Here is a 16,997-nt window from a genome sequence, read left to right as displayed (position 1 = left end):
ATCCACCCGTTCCCATCCCGAACACGGCAGTTAAGCCCTCCAGCGCCGATGGTACTTGGGGCGCAGGCCCCTGGGAGAGTAGGACGTTGCCAGGCAAAGCCCATATCGGGCATAATAAAAACCACCCTTATTGGGTGGTTTTTTCTGTTGTGTAAGAGGGAAAACCGGCATGCATGATAGCAAACACACCGAAACAGTACGAAAGGTGTGTTACATTCATCACCCGGCTCCGCGCGACTTGGCAGGCGTAATACGAGGTGGTGCACCCCTTGTGGCCGCGATTTCTGCTGAAATGATTCCAATGGTTACTTTTGTTCTTTGTCCGGGTCCTGTTTTTAGGGGAGAGTTGGTTTTCACGCAGTGCTTTGGAGTTTTTTACAGGTTTGGGGTTGCCAATCACAGTTGATGAATATAATTACATGGAGACTCCCCATGGATATATCTCTTGAGTGGTTCACTCTTTGCTATAATTGGAAACCCCGACAACAAGGAAAAGACTTGTGAGGCAATTATGGCGACCGAATACAACAGGATTCATCTGCAAATGAACGCCGATCTTGGGGAAGTCACCGTGATATACTAAAGGTGTGATCGGCAGTATAGACCCCATTTAATTTGGCCATAATGGTGGGAAAAATGAAAAAAAGGTGGGTCTGCTTTGGCTGAATCGATCGATCGGATCTCCTGCCTTGTTTGCCAAAAGGAGCAGGCCAAGGGGATCAAAATATTGGATGAATTTATTTGTGAAGACTGTGAACAAGATATTGTTAACACAAAAGTGGAAGACGAACGCTATCCCCAATATGTTATTCGGATGCGTAATCTTTGGAAAAACCGGGAAACCACCGGTGAGCGGGGGCTGTAACCAGCCGCCGCTTTTTTCGGGAGTGGGAGATAATATGGTAAAAGATAAGGCGCAACTTCGTGCTCCACTGTGGGAAGCGGTTACGCAGTTTGCCGGAGATACGATGGGGAACTTTCATGTGCCGGGTCATAAGGGTGGCCGTTTTTTTGATCGGGAAGCCTCCTCTTTTTTTTCTTCGTTACTTCCCCTGGATCTGACGGAAGTGGGAAACTTGGATGATCTTCATCAGGCGGAAGGAGCGATTGCAGAAGCGCAACAGCTGGCGGCTGCTTGCTTTGGTGCGGATCGTTCTTTTTTTCTGGTAGGAGGGAGCACAGCGGGAAATCTGGCCCTCATCTTGGCAACGTGTCAACCTGGGGACCGATTGATTGTGCAGCGGGAATCCCATCAATCGGTTTGGAACGGATGCATTTTGGCGGGAGTTCAACCGATTTACGTCAGCGGTGGAATAGATGAACGGGGCTTGCCTCGTTCCCTCGACCCCGAAGTGCTGCGGGAAGCTTTTTCACGCTACCCGGAGGCAAAGGCTGCTTTCATCACTTCCCCTGATTATGACGGACATATACAGCCGGTACGGCAATTGGCCCAGGTTTGTCATGCATGTAACCGTCCGTTGTTGGTGGATGAAGCACATGGTGCCCACCTTGGCTTTCATCCGGATCTACCTGCTTCAGCCTTAAACGAAGGGGCGGATGCGGCGGTACAATCCACCCATAAGCTGTTAGCGGCGATGACACAAGCATCGATGTTACACCTCAAAGGATTACGGGTAGACAATGAACGGGTCGCGAGCTGGTTACGTATGCTTCAATCCAGTTCCCCTTCCTATCCGTTGATGGCTTCTCTCGATGTGGCCCGCCGTCTGATGGCGACAGAGGGGGAGGAGCAATTGGAGCGGTTATTGCAACGGTTGCTTCGTTTACGCCTTGAAGTAAACAGGTTGCAATCTATCCGGGAAATGCCCGCTGTGATGGAACGTGATCCATTAAAATTGTCACTGATGGCGGAGGTGCGTGGTGAAGCGGTTTCTGGAATCCGATTGGCCCGGTTTTTAGAAAAGCAAAACTTATGGCCGGAACTGGCGGATCACCGACGGGTATTGGCTGTATTTACACCAGGCAACCAAGAAGCGGAGTTTACCCGATTCATCCATGCTCTACGACATCTGGATGACGTTGTGACGACTTTTCCCCGTGAATCTCAGCAGATACATCTTCAAACCCCGTTATTGGCAGATAGTGCCCAACCCTTGGATAAGATTCATCGCCAAGCGGCGGTCCCCGTTCCCTTGGATGAAGCAGTCGGGTTAGTAGCAAAAGTGGCTGTCGTTCCATACCCTCCCGGTATACCGTTAATTTTGCCAGGGGAGACGATTTCTGAGCAGCATGTATCTGCCATCCGGGATCAATATCAAAATGAAGCCAAAATCCGGGGACTGGCTTCCCGTTCACCGTTATCAATCTTCGTGTTACAATGAATCACAAACGGACTGGAGGAGCGAATCTGTCCGCATCACTTAAAACTTTTTGTCATCAACCCCAGGTTGTGCTGGATGGAGGAACGGAATGAACAGTCTTTTCTTTACCTTTGAAGGCCCCGAAGGGGGCGGAAAATCGACACAGATTCAGCGGTTGGCGCAATGGTTAAAAGATCGGGGATGGAGAGTCACCTTAACCCGGGAACCGGGAGGGACGCCAGTCGGGGAGCGAGTACGGAACATATTGTTAGATGACCATACTTTATCCGATATGACGTTGCGCACGGAAATACTCCTATATGCCGCATCCCGTGCACAGTTGGTGGAACAAGTGATCCGTCCGGCCCTCAAACGGGGAGAGATCGTTTTATGCGACCGCTATGTGGATACAAGCTTGGTATATCAGTCGATCGGTCATGCCAGAGCCATCGACGAAGTGATCGCGATTAATGGAATTGCAACCGGTGGATTGACACCGAACCGGACATATCTTCTTGATCTGCCTGTGGAAGAAAGCATGCGTCGCCTGCGATTAAGAAAAAAGGGGATTGATCGCATGGAAGGAAAAGGCGAGTCTTTCCACGAACAGGTTCGGCAAGGCTATCTTCAGCTGGCACAACAGGAGAAAGAGCGGTTTGTCCTAGTTGATGCGATGCAATCGCAAGACGATGTCTTTACTACAATTGTGCATGATGTACAACCGTTTTTGCCGACGACTTCGTAATCATGCGTACTTGCTCGATTTAAAGGGGGAACGAGGATGAAAATGATTGTGGCCGTCATTCAGGATCAGGATAGCAATCGTTTGTCAAAAGCGTTGGTAGAGGCGGATGTAAGGGCCACCAAGCTGGCCAGCACCGGCGGGTTTCTCAAGGCGGGAAACACCACGTTTTTGATTGGGATTGAAGATGAACGGATTGACGAGGTTTTAAAACTGATCAAGGACAACTGCCAATCGCGCAAAAAAATGATGACTCCCCTTTCCTCCATGGGCAACGCCGACTCCTATGTCCATTATCCGGTGGAAGTGCAGGTGGGAGGGGCTACGGTGTTTATCCTGCCGGTGGATCGCTTTGAACATTTTTGATAGGAAGAACAACTTTTGTTGATGGGGCATCAGTTTCCTTCAGGAGAGAGGGGCTGGGGCGGTGGAAACGGAGGGAAGAACATGACCACATTCGGTGATGTTAACGGCCAGGAACGGGTGATCCGAATTTTAAAAAAAGCGATCGCTCTTAACCGCATCACCCACGCCTATTGTTTTGCCGGACCGAGAGGGGTTGGTAAAGAACGGACTGCTCTCGCGCTGGCGCAAGCGCTCAATTGTGAAGTTCAGGGGGAAAAGCCGTGTGGAACGTGCCGAACATGCCGGCAGATTCAACACGGTAATCACCCGGATGTGCGTGGGGTGGATCCGGAGGGAGCTTCCATAAAAATCGGTCAGATGCGCCATTTACAGCAGCAGTTTTCCTTTCGTTCCACTGCTGAAGTAACGCGGGTGGTGATCATTCGGCAAGCGGAGAAGATGACACTGGAAGCGGCCAACAGCCTGCTCAAATTTCTAGAGGAGCCAACCGCCCGTATGGTTGCCATCTTGCTGACGGAACAGCCCCATGCGATTTTACAGACCATTCTCTCTCGCTGCCAGCTTTTACGCTTTGCTCCGCTCTCACCGGATACCATTACTGCGCAACTGATGAAGGAGGAGGCGGACCCCCGATTAGCCCCGGTTGTTTCTCATCTGGTCAGCGGTGTAAATGAGGCCAGGGAACTTCTGCAACTGGACAAGTTTGCCCTGCTTTGTGAGCAAGTGATAAAATGGGGGGAGGAGATCGCTTCCGGTCGTTCCAATGCGCTTGTTTCGGTGCAGACCCGCCTACTAGCGGAAAAAGAGTGGGGGGCGCGGTTGGAGGTCGTTTTAGATCTGTTGCTGTGGTGGTTGCGTGATGTGATGAACCACCGGCTAAACCGGGAAAAGCAAGCTGTGTTCGCATCGTGGAGCGAATCCTGTCGGCGCCAAGCATCCATGTGGACAATGTCTGACTTGGTACGGGGAATGGAGATTGTTGTGCAAGCCCGCAACGAGCTGGCTGGCAATGTTCAACCCCAGGCCGTGCTGGAGCGAATGGTGCTGGCGATGCAGGGGGGAGCCCATCATGTTGGCAGTCGTTGGAGTCCGCTTTCGAGAAGCGGGTAAGATATATTATTTTGATCCTGGTGATTTAAACATTCGCCGGGATGACCCTGTGATCGTGGAAACGGTCAGGGGTGTGGAATACGGGATGATTGTTTCTGGAATCCGCTATGTGACGGAGGACGAAGTTGTCCTGCCTTTAAAAAGTGTGATCCGTGTTGCCACCGCCGACGATGTAGAGCAGATGAAGCGTAATCGGCAAGCGGCCAAAGATGCGCTGAAGCTGTGTGGGGAAAAAGTTTCTCAACATGGCCTGGAGATGAAGTTGGTCGATGCGGAATATACATTTGATCGTAATAAAATCATTTTCTACTTTACAGCAGATGGTCGAGTCGATTTTCGCGAATTGGTCCGAGATTTGGCTTCTGTTTTCCGTACAAGGATTGAACTCCGGCAAATTGGGGTGCGTGACGAAGCGAAAATGCTGGGTGGAATCGGTCCCTGCGGTCGCGTGCTCTGCTGCTCATCGTTTTTAGGAGACTTTGAACCGGTTTCAATTAAGATGGCCAAAGATCAGAACTTGTCGCTAAACCCGGCCAAGATTTCCGGACTGTGCGGCCGCTTGATGTGTTGTCTCAAGTATGAAAATGATACGTATGTGGAAGCCAAAAAGAAGATGCCCGACGTCGGTATGAAGGTTACCACCCCTGAAGGGGACGGCCGTGTGGTATTGTTGAATCTGTTGGAACGACGCGTTCAGGTGGAGCTTGTCGATTCGGGCCGCACCGTAGAGCATTCCGCCGATGAGGTAACCGCATTAGTATAGGGTTTGTGTATAACGGCGATGTTAGGCTGCAACGATTTTCGGTGATTGAGGTGGGGGGCGTGGAGAAGCAGGCCATTCTGAATCGGATGACCCAACTCGAAGACCAGATCGGGGAATTGTATAAAGAGCTGGGCGGATTAAAGCAACAGATTGTACAGATGCTCGAAGAAAATACGCGGCTAGCTCTGGAAAATCAAGCGTTGCGGGAACAGCTGGAACAGCTGAACCCGGATCAACGATCCGCCTCCTCCGAAAATGACGGGATCGGGGAAGGCCATGATAACTTGGCTCGACTGTACAATGAAGGATTTCACGTCTGTAATGTCCATTACGGCAATATGAGGACCAATGGAGACTGCTTATTCTGTTTATCCTTTTTAAGTAAGACTTCGCAAGAGGAAAAATAAACGTGCCGCTCGGCGGCACAATGAGGTTATTGATAAAGGCGATGGACCGGTTTCCGATATAGTGCCCTTTGACAGTTTGCCCAGCGGAGTTTCAGAAGGCTCCAACCGTTTAGCGGCCACTATGTTTTTCTTTTTGGCCGCCGGTTTCGGGTTTGTTAGCAATTTCACCGTGCCGCTTAGCGGCACGATTTTTTTCATGCTCAGCTACAAAGGAGCGCAGGCGATGAGAGAGAAGAACGGCTATACGGTATATATTTTGGAATGTGGTGATAACACTCTTTATACGGGCATCACCAATCATTTGCAACAGCGAATAAACCAACATCATCAAGGCAAAGGGGCCAAATATACCCGTGGACGCGGCCCTTTTAAGCTGGTTTGGACAGAAGAACATCCGGATCGCGCCAGCGCATCACGGCGGGAACGGGAGATTAAGGCGCTGAGTCGCAAAGATAAACGGCAGCTAATCGCCGCCGGTCAACAAGAAAGGAATCGCAATGGAGAGACAGAAGAGCTTTACCGATGAAAGCAGAGGCAAATTGTATATTGTGGGAACCCCTATCGGCAATCTGGGCGATTGCAGCCAACGGATGCGCGAAGTGTTGGCGTCCGTCGACGGCATTGCTTGCGAGGATACCCGTCATACCCGCAAACTCCTCAGTCATTTGAACATTTCCGTACCCCTCATTAGTTACCATCAGCATAACCGTCGCCAACGCGGAGAAGAGTTGATCCGAAGGTTGATACAAGGGGAGACGTTTGCTCTGGTAAGCGACGCCGGTATGCCTGGACTATCCGACCCAGGGGAGGAGCTGATTCGGGACGCCATCGAGGCTGATATTCCCGTTGTGTCGATTCCCGGACCCAATGCAGCCGTGTCGGCAGTAGTGGCATCCGGTCTGCCGCCGCAGCCGTTTCTTTTTGTCGGCTTTTTGCCCCGCCAGCGCAAAGAGCGGGTGCAAGAACTGGAGCGATGGAAAACGGTACCGGCAACGCTTATCTTTTATGAAGCTCCTCATCGAGTGGCGGCGATGTTAAAGGATGTAGCCGCTGTTTTCGGGAATCGACCCGCCGCGATGGTCCGCGAATTGACCAAGCGACATGAGGAATGGTTGCGCGGCGATGTGAACAGTTTATTGTCCGCTTTAGTAGAGGGAGGAGTCAAGGGGGAGATAACTCTGGTTGTGGCTGGTGCCGATCGCGATGTGCATCAGGAGGAGGAAGCGCCTTGGTGGGAGTCGCTATCTCTGGTTCAACATGTGGATCACTATATCGCCCAGGGCATGTCGAAAAAAGAGGCGATCCAGCAGACGGCCCAAGAGCGCTCTCTGCCCAAACGTGAGGTTTATAATGCTTATCATCGGGCGGTGGACAGCGAATAGGTGAGTATGTTAAAAATTAGGCATGAAGATGATGTACACCCTCAGTTTTAAAAGCAAAACTTTCGCTGTGACATTCAACGGAATCGTCGTGGGTGGGAAGAGTGGGGGCTTTCCAGCACAAGTCTCAATCCGGTTAGTGTAAAAAGGGATTCCTTTTAAAGAGATAGAAATAAGCATACGGGCGTATGTTTCGACTGTCCATCCCACCGATTTCACGGCGTGAGTCGTATGGGCCATTTTTTGATGTGTCCAGGTACAGACGGTGAAAGTGGTTGGCATCGGCCTCCCTTTTTTTCGATTGGGGATGTTTTTTGCTTGATCGCAGGGACTCATCCGAGACATGCCCACATAGGATATAGCAATTTCATCTTTGGAGGTGTATCGATTTTGCGGACGTTTTTTGGAAAATTGCAACAGTTGGGAAAGGCGTTGATGATGCCGGTTGCGGTGATGCCAGCAGCTGCGATTCTCCTCTCGTTAGGTGTGTTGCTCGGCAACCAAGCAGGAGAGGGAACTTTTCTCGCTCAAGTGGGTAGTGTGATGCAAACTGGTGGCGACGGGATTTTGGGTAATTTGCCGATTCTGTTTGCCGTCGGTGTGGCGATCGGTCTGACGGGAGGCGCCGGGGCAGCGGGTTTGGCAGCGGTGGCGGGGTATATGGTGTTGACCGCGATCTTGGGGATGGACGGCAAGGAATTGAACACAGGGGTTTTCGGTGGTATTATCACCGGTCTGATCAGCGCTTATCTGTATCGTAAATATCATGATATCCAATTGCCCGATTGGCTTCAATTTTTTGGCGGTAAGCGCTTTATTCCCATTATTACGTCCTTTGCCATGTTTGTTGTAGGGATCTTATTTCTGTTTATCTGGCCACCGATTCAAGCGGGCATCCAAGACGCAGGCAACTGGGTGATTGGAGCAGGGGCGACAGGCTTATTCGGTTATGGTCTGCTCAACCGCTTACTGATTCCTTTTGGTCTGCATCATATTTTAAATACCCTGGTCTGGTTTAATGTTGGGGAATTTACCAATGAAGCCGGGAAAGCGGTAACCGGTGATCTGACGCGTTTTTTTGCAGGAGATCCAACGGCGGGTATCTTTATGGCCGGATTTTTCCCAATTATGATGTTCGCTTTGCCGGCGGCGGCGTTGGCCATGATTCATGAGGCGAAACCGTCCCAGCGCAAAGCGGCGGCAGGGGTGTTGCTCAGTGCCGCCTTGACGGCGTTTTTAACCGGGATCACCGAACCGATTGAGTTTGCCTTTATGTTTTTGGCTCCCGTTTTGTATGCGATCCATGCGATCCTCACCGGCAGCTCGATGGCCCTTTTGTATCTGTTGGATGTGAAGCAGGGGTTTGGCTTTTCAGCGGGGTTGTTCGATTATGTGATCAACTATCATTTGTCTACAAACGCCCTGTGGATTCTCCTGATCGGTCTGGGGTATGCGCTGTTGTATTATGTTATCTTCCGTTTTGCCATCCGCAGATGGAATCTACCGACGCCGGGACGGATCGAGGAGACGGAAGAGGAAGGAGTAGCGACAACAGCCCATGATCATACTGAAGAGAAAGGGGATTCGTTGGAGCAGTTGGCTGTGGATGTGTTGCAAGCGATTGGGGGAAAAGAAAATGTGGAGCAATTGGACGCCTGTATCACCCGCTTGCGGATGTCGCTCAAGGATGAGTCCAAATTGGATCAGGATCAATTGAAAAAACTGGGGGCCGCTGGTGTGATCCGAGTCGGTTCCGGTCATTATCAAGCGGTATTCGGTACCCGCTCCGAGTTGTTAAAAGATCGTATTCTGCGTCTGATGGGAGGGGAGAAAGAGTGAATCCGTCGGTAAAACGACTGTTGGACCAAACACCGGAGCAGCTGTCGCAATTGACGGGCAGACGGCTGCTGGAAGCGATTCGCGCTGCTGAGGGGCGGACGGTGGTAACGGAAACGGTAGTGGACAGCATGCCACTGGTGGATGGTTGCGCCAATCCGGAATTGGCGGCCGCCTTTGGGGCGGATTTGCTGTTGTTAAACCGCTATAACGTCGATCAGCCACGAGTGTCGGGCTTTCCCAGCCGCGAGGAGGCGATCCCCTCTGGAGAGATGTGGGAGGAGTCGGGTTTAGGGCCGTTATTGCCCCTGATGGGCTGGGGTGTCACCCCTGGTAAGGTGACGGAGTTTATCGGTCGGCCTACGGGCATCAATTTGGAACCGGTGCCAACCGACTTGCCACAGTCAGTGGTAGCCACCGGGCGGCGGGCAGGGGTTGCGCAAGCGGAACAAGCTTTGGAGCAAGGTGCCCGCTTTCTCGTTTTGACGGGCAATCCCGGCACAGGTGTGACATGGGAGGCAATCGCCCGTCAGGTGGAGGAGTTGAGAAACGTGTTTGGCCCTGAGGTGCCGTTGATGGCGGGGAAAATGCATGGGGCGGGAACATGGCATAATGACGGCCAGTGGCTGGAGGAACGAATATTGGAGCGGTTGGCGCAAGCGGGGGCCAATGTGCTCTTATTACCGCAACCCGGCACCGTTCCGGGGGTTCGTGGAGAAGAGATGGCCCATTGGATTGAACGGATTCACCGTCTCGGTATGCAGGCGATGCTGACGATTGGTACTTCCCAGGAAGGAGCGCAAGCTTCCCTGCTGGAACGATGGGCGGTGGACGGAAAAAGCCTGGGCGGTGATCTCTTTCATATCGGGGATGCCGGTTTTGCCGGTATGGCGCCTCCAGAAAATATTTTATCCTTTTCGACCGCATTAAAAGGAAAACGGCACACCTACCGTCGGATGGCCCAATCCCGATTGCGTTAGAATGAGAGCCATATCGCCATGAATGGAAGGGATTTTTGAGTCCTATGATAAATGAAAAACCAAAAGGCCCTTCTCCATGGAAGGGCCTTTTGGTAGAAGGCGATTAGGCGTGAGCCCAATTCGCAAAGATGGGATATGTTTGGAAAATCAGAAGTGTTTGTTATAAATTATGTTATTTAGCCGTTACGCCTTCTTCTTTATTCAAAATCGTATACATTTCTTCAATACATTTACGGCTGACTACTTTGTTTTTGTAGCGAACGGTGTTGTCTACTTCCCCTGTAAAAATGCAAGCCGGTTCGTATTTTTTCAACACGATTCGTTCTCCGTCGACATAAATTTCTAAGGCGTCCTTTTCCCCGATTCCCAGAGTACGGCGGAGTTCGATCGGAATAACGACACGGCCCAGTTCGTCTACTTTCCGTACAATACCTGTAGATTTGAGCATTGTGAATGTCCCCTCTCATTCTTTGGTCTAAGTTTTTGGTCTTGGTTATGCAATGCCGTCAAATTTCGACATTAACGACATCTCCATCATCATACCAGCGATTCCCATAACAGTCAATATAACAGCCTATCGATTTTATAGAAAATTTTTTTAGATATCCAATTTGTCGATTTTAGTATGGTTCGTCGATCAGCAGATTCGTAAATATAGGAGTGTATTTTCATGCAGACCGGTAGGGAAAGGGATGTCAGGGATTCCGGGAGCTGTCTTTTTCCTGTACACTGGAAAAGAAAAGTGAACAGCCATTCGCAGGGAGAGTGAGCGATGCTTAATGTGTCAGAAGAATTGAAACACCGCCTAAAAGAGGCCAATCGCGAACTGAGGCGGGTGTATCCCAGCGATGTGTTTGAACCGAAAAGTATCCGGGAGCAGCTAACCCGCATGGGCCGCTTTTCTTCGGTACGCAAGTGGACAGGCCAGGAGATGAAAGCGTGGTTGGGTAGCGGTAGTTTGGTGGGAGTCGATGGTTCCGTCAATTCGACTCCTGGAGCCCATCCCCACGTCTTGTCCGTATTTCAGGCTCTTGCCAAAGGGACTCGCGGTGAAGAAGTTTGGGATGCAGACTTATACACTCCCCTGCTGGATGGAGGAGAGAGCGGCGAGGAAGGGGAGTTGGCCCGGGAGGCAAAGCACCGCGGTCGGTTGTTGGCCGGACTGGAGATTGATGTGGCGCGGGAGACGATTCGGCGGTGGCAACCTCCTGTGATCATGATGGACGGATCGCTGCTCCATTTTTGGATTGATCATCCGGAGGCGTGGGAGGTCTTGGCTCAGGAAGCGCAAGCGGCCAATGTATTATTGATCGGTGTATCGGAGGAGATCGGCACCCGTTCGTTGGCGCGTAAACTATTTCCCGAGCAGACGGCTTGTGCCGATCGTGAAGTGCTGTTTGGGGTGTTACAACCGAGTGAAGTATATGTGTCCGAGGCGTTAAATCCATCAGGCCCTGCGTTATGGAAGGCGGTGCTCCGTTCCTCCAAGAGTCCGCAACCCGTCGGGGTGGACGGCTTGCTCAGCCAACAAGAAAGCCAAGCTGATCTACTACGTCTAGTACATACACTTACTCCCGCTCAAGGTAGGGGGATTCCGTTGTGGCTGGATATTGTAGACCGTGAGGTACGGGTGACGGACGCCTTAGTAACGGCGCTGGTGGAGCAATATATCGACCCAGATCTCAGGCATCGACTGTTGGTGCCGAAACGAAAAGACCGCGTTTTATAGGAGAAGGAGGCGAGTGCGATGCAAGTGGTAGGTGTGACGACGCAACAGGAAGTATATGTAGCGTCAAAGGACCGCAAATTTCGTATCAATGAGATCCTGGTGATCAAAGACGATCCCTTGGGCAATCCCCGGGGGGAAGTGGTGGAGACACTCTCCTACAATCGGTTTATCCCGATGGGTTTAGACCGGTCCGTAGTGGATTCCCAGGTGTTGCAGTCACTGGAGCAGATCGGGTACGACATTGGATCCGATGAGGTTAACCTGGCGAAGCTGCGCTTGTTTGCAGAGGCGCCGCACCCGGTTCAGACCGGTTCTGAAGTGCGGCCGCCGCGGTTTGACGAGGTGCGCCATCTGTTGGTAAAAACCACCCCAGAGGAAGGGATGGTGCTGGGAGAGATACGGGGGACTGACTCGCTACAGGACGGATTGGACGAGGATTTGCGGGATAAGGTACATCTGATGGAAGCAGGAGATATTCGTCCGCAAGCAGGGGTTCCCTTTTTGTTCGATATTCAGTCGATGCAGCAATACCCCCATATGGGGATATTCGGCGGCTCTGGCTCCGGTAAATCATTCGGTCTGCGGGTGATCTTGGAGGAATTGATGAAGTTATCGATTCCAACGCTGGTATTTGATCCTCATTTTGAGATGAGCTTTGGAGAAGGGATGACGGAATTGGCCCCTTATGCCCCTTCTTTCGATAATCGCTGGATTGCGGTACAAGTGGGACGCGAGGTGGGTATCTCCTTTTCTGATCTGTCCACCCGTGATGTGGTAAGTCTGGTAGGGGCCGCCGGCGGTGGTGTCTCTGAATCAATGGTAAATGTAGTGCAATCCCTGCATCGGCGCAAAGATTCCTATACCTCCTTTAGCGATCGATTGGACAATGTGGCGCAAGCGATTGAAGAAGGGGTGCAAGGACTAAAAAAACGGCTGCGGGAAGACGATCTTACGCCCACGGAAGCGGAACAGATTAAAGAGCTGATGGAATTGCACCATCAGTTTGGCAGCCTTCCCCTCGCTTCCGTCAAAGGGGTGCAATGGCGGTTAAATCGTCTGGAGAAGGCAGGTTTGTTCCAGCGGGATATCCGTTCGATCGAGCGCGGAATGGAACAGGGAAAGCTGGTAGTAGTTCAAGGCCCATCCTGGATTTTGCAAGTGTTTTCCACTTATGTGATCGGCTCGCTCTACCGTAAGCGCAGAGAGTATAAAGATGCCCGTATGAATGGTGAAGAGGGGACATTCTTCCCGCCGTTTATCACGGTAACGGACGAAGCGCACAACTTTGCCCCCAAAGGATTGGATTCGCCGCCAAAGTCGATTTTAAAAGAGATCGCCCAGGAAGGACGCAAATATGGCGCTTTTTTGATCTTGGCCACCCAACGTCCAACGCTTCTGGATGAAACTATCACGGCTCAGTTAAATACAAAATTTGTCTTTCGCACGGTTCGCGGCACCGATATCGCGACACTGCGGGAAGAGACCGACTTAACGCCGGAAGAGGGCAAACGCCTTCCATACCTGAGTTCCGGTGATACCTTTATCTCTTCTGCCCTGTTTGGCCGTACCGTGTTTGTGCGCATCCGAGCGGCTTATACTCATAGTCCCCATGTGGCCAATCCCTTTGATGAATTGCGGGCGGTGAGAGCGGAACGGGAGGATCGGGTGTTGCGAGTGATTGAAGCGCGCTTGCCCCTGTTTGATACCGATCTGGTTAATGCCTGTGATGAGATCAACCGTGAATGCGGGTTAGATTGGGATGTGGAGCGGCTGCGAGCAGAGCTGGAATCCTGGGCGGAACGGGGAAAGCTGGCGAAAAAGGAATCCCCCTTCGTCAACCGCTACGATCGCATTACAACTGCGGTTAAAGGCTAACCAACGCTCAGATATAGGATCATAGAGTTTCTTCTAAGACTGCTGATAAAGGGAGAGGAGAGCTTTGTTCGGTGTAACCCGAAGCGGGCAGCCCTTCATCGTTGAGAGGGAAAGAGTAGCGAAAACGAAGATCGGACTCTGGGCTCACTTGGTCATCAAACCGAAATTCCTTCCGCCCTTGATTCAAATCCACTCTTTTGTCTATAATTGAAGATAATCGTTTATAGTGGATACATCGTGATTTGTCGACAGGGAGGAGTACCCCTGCGCTGCCCATGACAGAGAGCCGGACCAGGTGAAAGCCGGTATGGGAGGCAATGGGGGAAGATGGCCCTCGAGAACCCCTCTTGAAGCCGTATCGGTGTATAGGGAGGGGCGTTCCCCGGCGTTATCGGGACAGTGTTTGTTGGGTCGTACACCTTCGTTCGTCCGGATTATCATGAGGATGGCATCAATCCGACTTGAAAAGCGGTGAAGAGCCTACCTTTGACCCGGGCTTAGATGGCTCTGACTAAAGAATAAGGACGCATCAAACACTGATGGAGGGTATAGCCGCAAGGCTATACCAAATCTGGGTGGTACCGCGTGAGACAACCTCTCGCCCCAATAGGGTGAGTGGTTTTTTATTTTGATTAATATCCGGGTAAGGAGAGACGATCATGAGCGTAAAACCGTCCTATTACATTACAACGCCGATTTATTATCCCAACGACAAACTGCATATCGGCCATGCGTATACCACGGTGGCGGGTGATGCCATGGCTCGTTACAAACGGTTGCGCGGGTTTGATGTGATGTATTTGACCGGAACGGATGAGCACGGTCAAAAAATTCAGCGGCGCGCCGCTGAGGCAGGGAAAAGCCCACAAGCATTTGTGGATGAGATTGTAAAAGGCATTCAACACTTATGGGGCCAACTGGAGATTTCTTACGATGATTTTATCCGTACCACAGAACCGCGCCATAAACGGGTGGTGCAAAATCTGTTCCAACGTCTGTTGGATCAGGGAGATATTTATTTGGATGAGTACGAGGGCTGGTATTGTACGCCGTGTGAATCGTTTTGGACCGAGCGGCAGCTGAAGGATGGCAATTGTCCTGATTGCGGTCGGCCGGTGGAGAAAGTGCGGGAGGAGAGCTATTTTTTCCGTATGAATAAATATGCGGATCGGCTGCTCCAATATTATGAGGAAAATCCGGAATTTATCCAGCCGGAATCCCGCAAAAATGAGATGGTACAAAACTTCATCAAACCGGGGCTGGAGGATTTGTGCGTCTCCCGTACCACCTTTGATTGGGGGATTCCGGTTCCCAGCAACCCGGAGCATGTGATGTATGTATGGCTGGACGCCTTAACCAACTATATCTCCGCACTCGGCTACGGAACAGAAGACGATTCCAAATATCAGCAGCATTGGCCGGCGGATGTGCACCTGGTTGGAAAGGATATTGTCCGTTTTCACACCATTTACTGGCCCATCATCCTGATGGCCTTGGATTTGCCGCTACCGAAAAAAGTGTTTGCCCATGGCTTTTTCCAGATGAAAGACGGCAAAATGTCCAAGTCAAAAGGAAATGTGGTCGATCCCCTGCCCTTGATTGACCGTTTCGGCTTGGATGTGCTCCGTTATTATCTGCTGCGGGAAGTTCCCTTTGGCCAGGATGGCGTGTTTACTCCAGAAGGGTTTGTCGAGCGGGCCAACGCCGATTTGGCCAATGATCTGGGTAACCTGCTCCACCGCACCTTGACAATGGTGAATAAATATAACGATGGTGTGGTGGGGGAACGAATCCCCGGCGCCACTGAACATGATGATGCGTTGGTCAGACTGGCGAACGAGACGGTTGCCAAAGTTGAAAAAGCGATGGATCGGATGCAGTTTTCCGTTGCTCTGGCCTCCATCTGGGAATTGGTGCGGGGCACCAACCGTTATCTGGAAGGAACGATGCCGTGGGAGCTGGCCAAAGATCCCGCCAAAAAAGGGGTGCTGGCTTCCGTTCTCAACCATGTGCTGGAAAGTCTCCGCCTGGTCAGCATTCTGATTCACCCTTTTTTAGTACGCACACCGGCTCGGATGTGGGAGCAGATGGGCTTGACCGAAGAAAAGCATACCGATTGGGACAGTCTCGTCTTTGACTCCTTTCCCGTCGGCACCCGTGTCAAAAAAGGAAAGCCGCTGTTTCCACGCCTGGATGTAGAGGAAGAAGCGAAAGAAATTGTGCGCATGATGGGAGGAACACCTGTGGGTGAAGAGCCAAAAGCGGAAGCGCAATCCAATGCCAAAAAAGAGAATCAATCGAAACCGGATGATCTCATCACCATCGATCAGTTTGCACAAGTCGATTTACGAGTGGCGGAAATTCTTCAAGCCGATCGGATCAAGGGTGCTGATCGCTTGCTGAAGTTGCAATTGGATCTCGGCTATGAACAGCGCCAAGTCGTGGCTGGTATCGCCCAGCATTACACCCCTGATGAGCTGGTTGGACAAAAGGTGATCTGTGTCGCCAACCTTAAACCCGTCAAACTGCGGGGAGAGCTTTCCCAGGGAATGGTGCTGGCAGCCAAAGAAGGCGAGCGCCTCGTCCTCTCCACCGTCGCTGCTGACATTCCCAACGGCACCCGGGTGAAGTGAAAGTCTGAATTCCCTTGTAAAAGGGGGGATGAGGCTTTTGACAAACCCTGATAAGGAAATCGGGACCCGGGACCACTTTGTCATCAATCTAATCCCCCTTTATAGGGGGATTTTTAGATGAAAAAGGGAACGACTCCCGCTTGTCAATCAGTCTCTTTTGGAAAAACTAACTGAAGTAGATTGTGGATCAATCAAACGGGATTTTTTATCCTTCAGTAGGTGGAAATGGCTGATTTCTGAATTGAAAACGGGTAGAATGGAAGGAACAAGAAATGTTTGGAGGGGGTTAGATTGGGAAATAAGGCAAAGAGCGCTGCTAATGAGTGGATGACGGCCTTGATTGTAGCGGCATCGTTGATGATTGTGGTACGCGTGTTTCTGTTCGCACCCTATGAAGTTCACGGGGAATCGATGTACCCGACATTTAAGGGGAATGAACGGTTGATTGTTAATAAATGGATTTATGATGTACGTGATCCGGAGTATGGGGATATTGTCGTTTTTCACACTGCGGAAAAACGGGATTACATCAAACGCGTCATCGGAAAACCCGGTGATAAAATCAGCGTCAAAAACGGCGAAGTTTATCGTAACGGTGAGAAATTGAAGGAGTCTTACATCAATCAGGAACGAATCCGAAAAAACATGCCTGAGACGGTGGTTCCACCCGATCACCTCTTTGTGATGGGCGATAACCGCAACCACAGCCGAGACAGCCGTGAAATTGGCGCAGTCTCCATTGGAGAAGTGGTGGGACGGGCCGATGTTCAGTTGATGCCCCTCAACCAATTTCAGTTGCTGTTTAATCAACAGAGCGATTGATTGACGCCACACATATCAAGAGAGGAACGGAATC

At 51.2% G+C, this 16,997-nt stretch carries 16 protein-coding genes and 1 rRNA gene; 16 read left to right on the top strand and 1 reads right to left on the bottom strand.

Going from position 1 to position 16,997, the window contains the following annotated elements:
• The 12 genes from rrf to C8J48_RS17040 form a co-directional block, all read left to right on the top strand.
• Window positions 1-95 (top strand): 5S ribosomal RNA (rrf, locus tag C8J48_RS17100); the annotation flags it as partial.
• A 563-nt stretch (window positions 96-658) separates the two neighbouring features.
• Window positions 659-865: a sigma factor G inhibitor Gin gene (locus tag C8J48_RS17090; protein ID WP_245891274.1), complete on the top strand. Its 207-nt coding sequence runs from the start codon at window positions 659-661 to the stop codon at window positions 863-865.
• A gap of 34 nt (window positions 866-899) precedes the next feature.
• The gene (locus tag C8J48_RS17085; RefSeq protein ID WP_170105670.1) at window positions 900-2,342 is read left to right on the top strand and encodes an aminotransferase class I/II-fold pyridoxal phosphate-dependent enzyme; all 1,443 of its coding nucleotides are present in this window, start codon (window positions 900-902) and stop codon (window positions 2,340-2,342) included.
• A gap of 88 nt (window positions 2,343-2,430) precedes the next feature.
• Entirely contained in the window at window positions 2,431-3,066 is a 636-nt protein-coding gene (tmk, locus tag C8J48_RS17080) for a dTMP kinase (protein WP_107728465.1), read from the top strand.
• Between the two features lie 36 nt (window positions 3,067-3,102).
• Window positions 3,103-3,429 (top strand): cyclic-di-AMP receptor, encoded by a 327-nt coding sequence (locus C8J48_RS17075; protein WP_107728464.1) that lies wholly within the window; start codon window positions 3,103-3,105, stop codon window positions 3,427-3,429.
• An 81-nt stretch (window positions 3,430-3,510) separates the two neighbouring features.
• Window positions 3,511-4,539 carry a DNA polymerase III subunit delta' gene (holB, locus tag C8J48_RS17070; protein WP_170105668.1) on the top strand — a complete coding sequence of 343 codons (1,029 nt, stop codon included), beginning with the start codon at window positions 3,511-3,513 and terminating at the stop codon, window positions 4,537-4,539.
• The gene (locus C8J48_RS17065; protein ID WP_107728462.1) at window positions 4,499-5,302 is read left to right on the top strand and encodes a PSP1 domain-containing protein; all 804 of its coding nucleotides are present in this window, start codon (window positions 4,499-4,501) and stop codon (window positions 5,300-5,302) included. The genes holB and C8J48_RS17065 overlap by 41 nt, the downstream gene beginning before the upstream one ends.
• A 59-nt stretch (window positions 5,303-5,361) precedes the next feature.
• Entirely contained in the window at window positions 5,362-5,709 is a 348-nt protein-coding gene (yabA, locus tag C8J48_RS17060) for a DNA replication initiation control protein YabA (protein WP_107728461.1), read from the top strand.
• A 61-nt stretch (window positions 5,710-5,770) separates the two neighbouring features.
• Complete coding sequence (locus tag C8J48_RS17055; RefSeq protein ID WP_342748265.1) at window positions 5,771-6,235, top strand: GIY-YIG nuclease family protein; 465 nt, start codon at window positions 5,771-5,773, stop codon at window positions 6,233-6,235.
• Window positions 6,207-7,091, top strand: coding sequence for a 16S rRNA (cytidine(1402)-2'-O)-methyltransferase (gene rsmI / locus C8J48_RS17050; protein WP_107728460.1), 885 nt, complete (start codon window positions 6,207-6,209; stop codon window positions 7,089-7,091). The genes C8J48_RS17055 and rsmI overlap by 29 nt, the downstream gene beginning before the upstream one ends.
• A gap of 432 nt (window positions 7,092-7,523) precedes the next feature.
• On the top strand, window positions 7,524-8,927 hold the full coding sequence (locus tag C8J48_RS17045; RefSeq protein WP_107728488.1) for a PTS transporter subunit EIIC: 1,404 nt from the start codon (window positions 7,524-7,526) through the stop codon (window positions 8,925-8,927).
• Window positions 8,924-9,904: a DUF7916 family protein gene (locus C8J48_RS17040; protein ID WP_107728459.1), complete on the top strand. Its 981-nt coding sequence runs from the start codon at window positions 8,924-8,926 to the stop codon at window positions 9,902-9,904. The genes C8J48_RS17045 and C8J48_RS17040 overlap by 4 nt, the downstream gene beginning before the upstream one ends.
• A 172-nt stretch (window positions 9,905-10,076) precedes the next feature.
• Here the strand turns inward: C8J48_RS17040 and C8J48_RS17035 are convergent, their stop codons facing one another.
• Window positions 10,077-10,352 (bottom strand): AbrB/MazE/SpoVT family DNA-binding domain-containing protein, encoded by a 276-nt coding sequence (locus C8J48_RS17035; protein WP_107728458.1) that lies wholly within the window; start codon window positions 10,350-10,352, stop codon window positions 10,077-10,079.
• Window positions 10,353-10,676: 324 nt separating this feature from the next.
• On the opposite strand from C8J48_RS17035, the gene C8J48_RS17030 reads away from it, so the two are divergent.
• From C8J48_RS17030 to lepB, 4 genes are all read left to right on the top strand, one after another.
• The gene (locus tag C8J48_RS17030) at window positions 10,677-11,633 is read left to right on the top strand and encodes a DNA double-strand break repair nuclease NurA (protein ID WP_107728457.1); all 957 of its coding nucleotides are present in this window, start codon (window positions 10,677-10,679) and stop codon (window positions 11,631-11,633) included.
• Between the two features lie 18 nt (window positions 11,634-11,651).
• The gene (locus C8J48_RS17025; protein ID WP_107728456.1) at window positions 11,652-13,508 is read left to right on the top strand and encodes an ATP-binding protein; all 1,857 of its coding nucleotides are present in this window, start codon (window positions 11,652-11,654) and stop codon (window positions 13,506-13,508) included.
• Window positions 13,509-14,167: 659 nt separating this feature from the next.
• The gene (gene metG / locus C8J48_RS17020) at window positions 14,168-16,141 is read left to right on the top strand and encodes a methionine--tRNA ligase (RefSeq protein ID WP_107728455.1); all 1,974 of its coding nucleotides are present in this window, start codon (window positions 14,168-14,170) and stop codon (window positions 16,139-16,141) included.
• A 291-nt stretch (window positions 16,142-16,432) separates the two neighbouring features.
• Window positions 16,433-16,963, top strand: a complete 531-nt coding sequence (lepB, locus tag C8J48_RS17015) for a signal peptidase I (protein WP_245891273.1) — start codon at window positions 16,433-16,435, stop codon at window positions 16,961-16,963.
• The last annotated feature ends 34 nt before the right edge of the window (window positions 16,964-16,997 follow it).

It is taken from the genome of Desmospora activa DSM 45169, from assembly GCF_003046315.1.
GTDB lineage: Bacteria > Bacillota > Bacilli > Thermoactinomycetales > DSM-45169 > Desmospora > Desmospora activa.
This window is presented reverse-complemented; position numbering and strand designations above follow the sequence as displayed.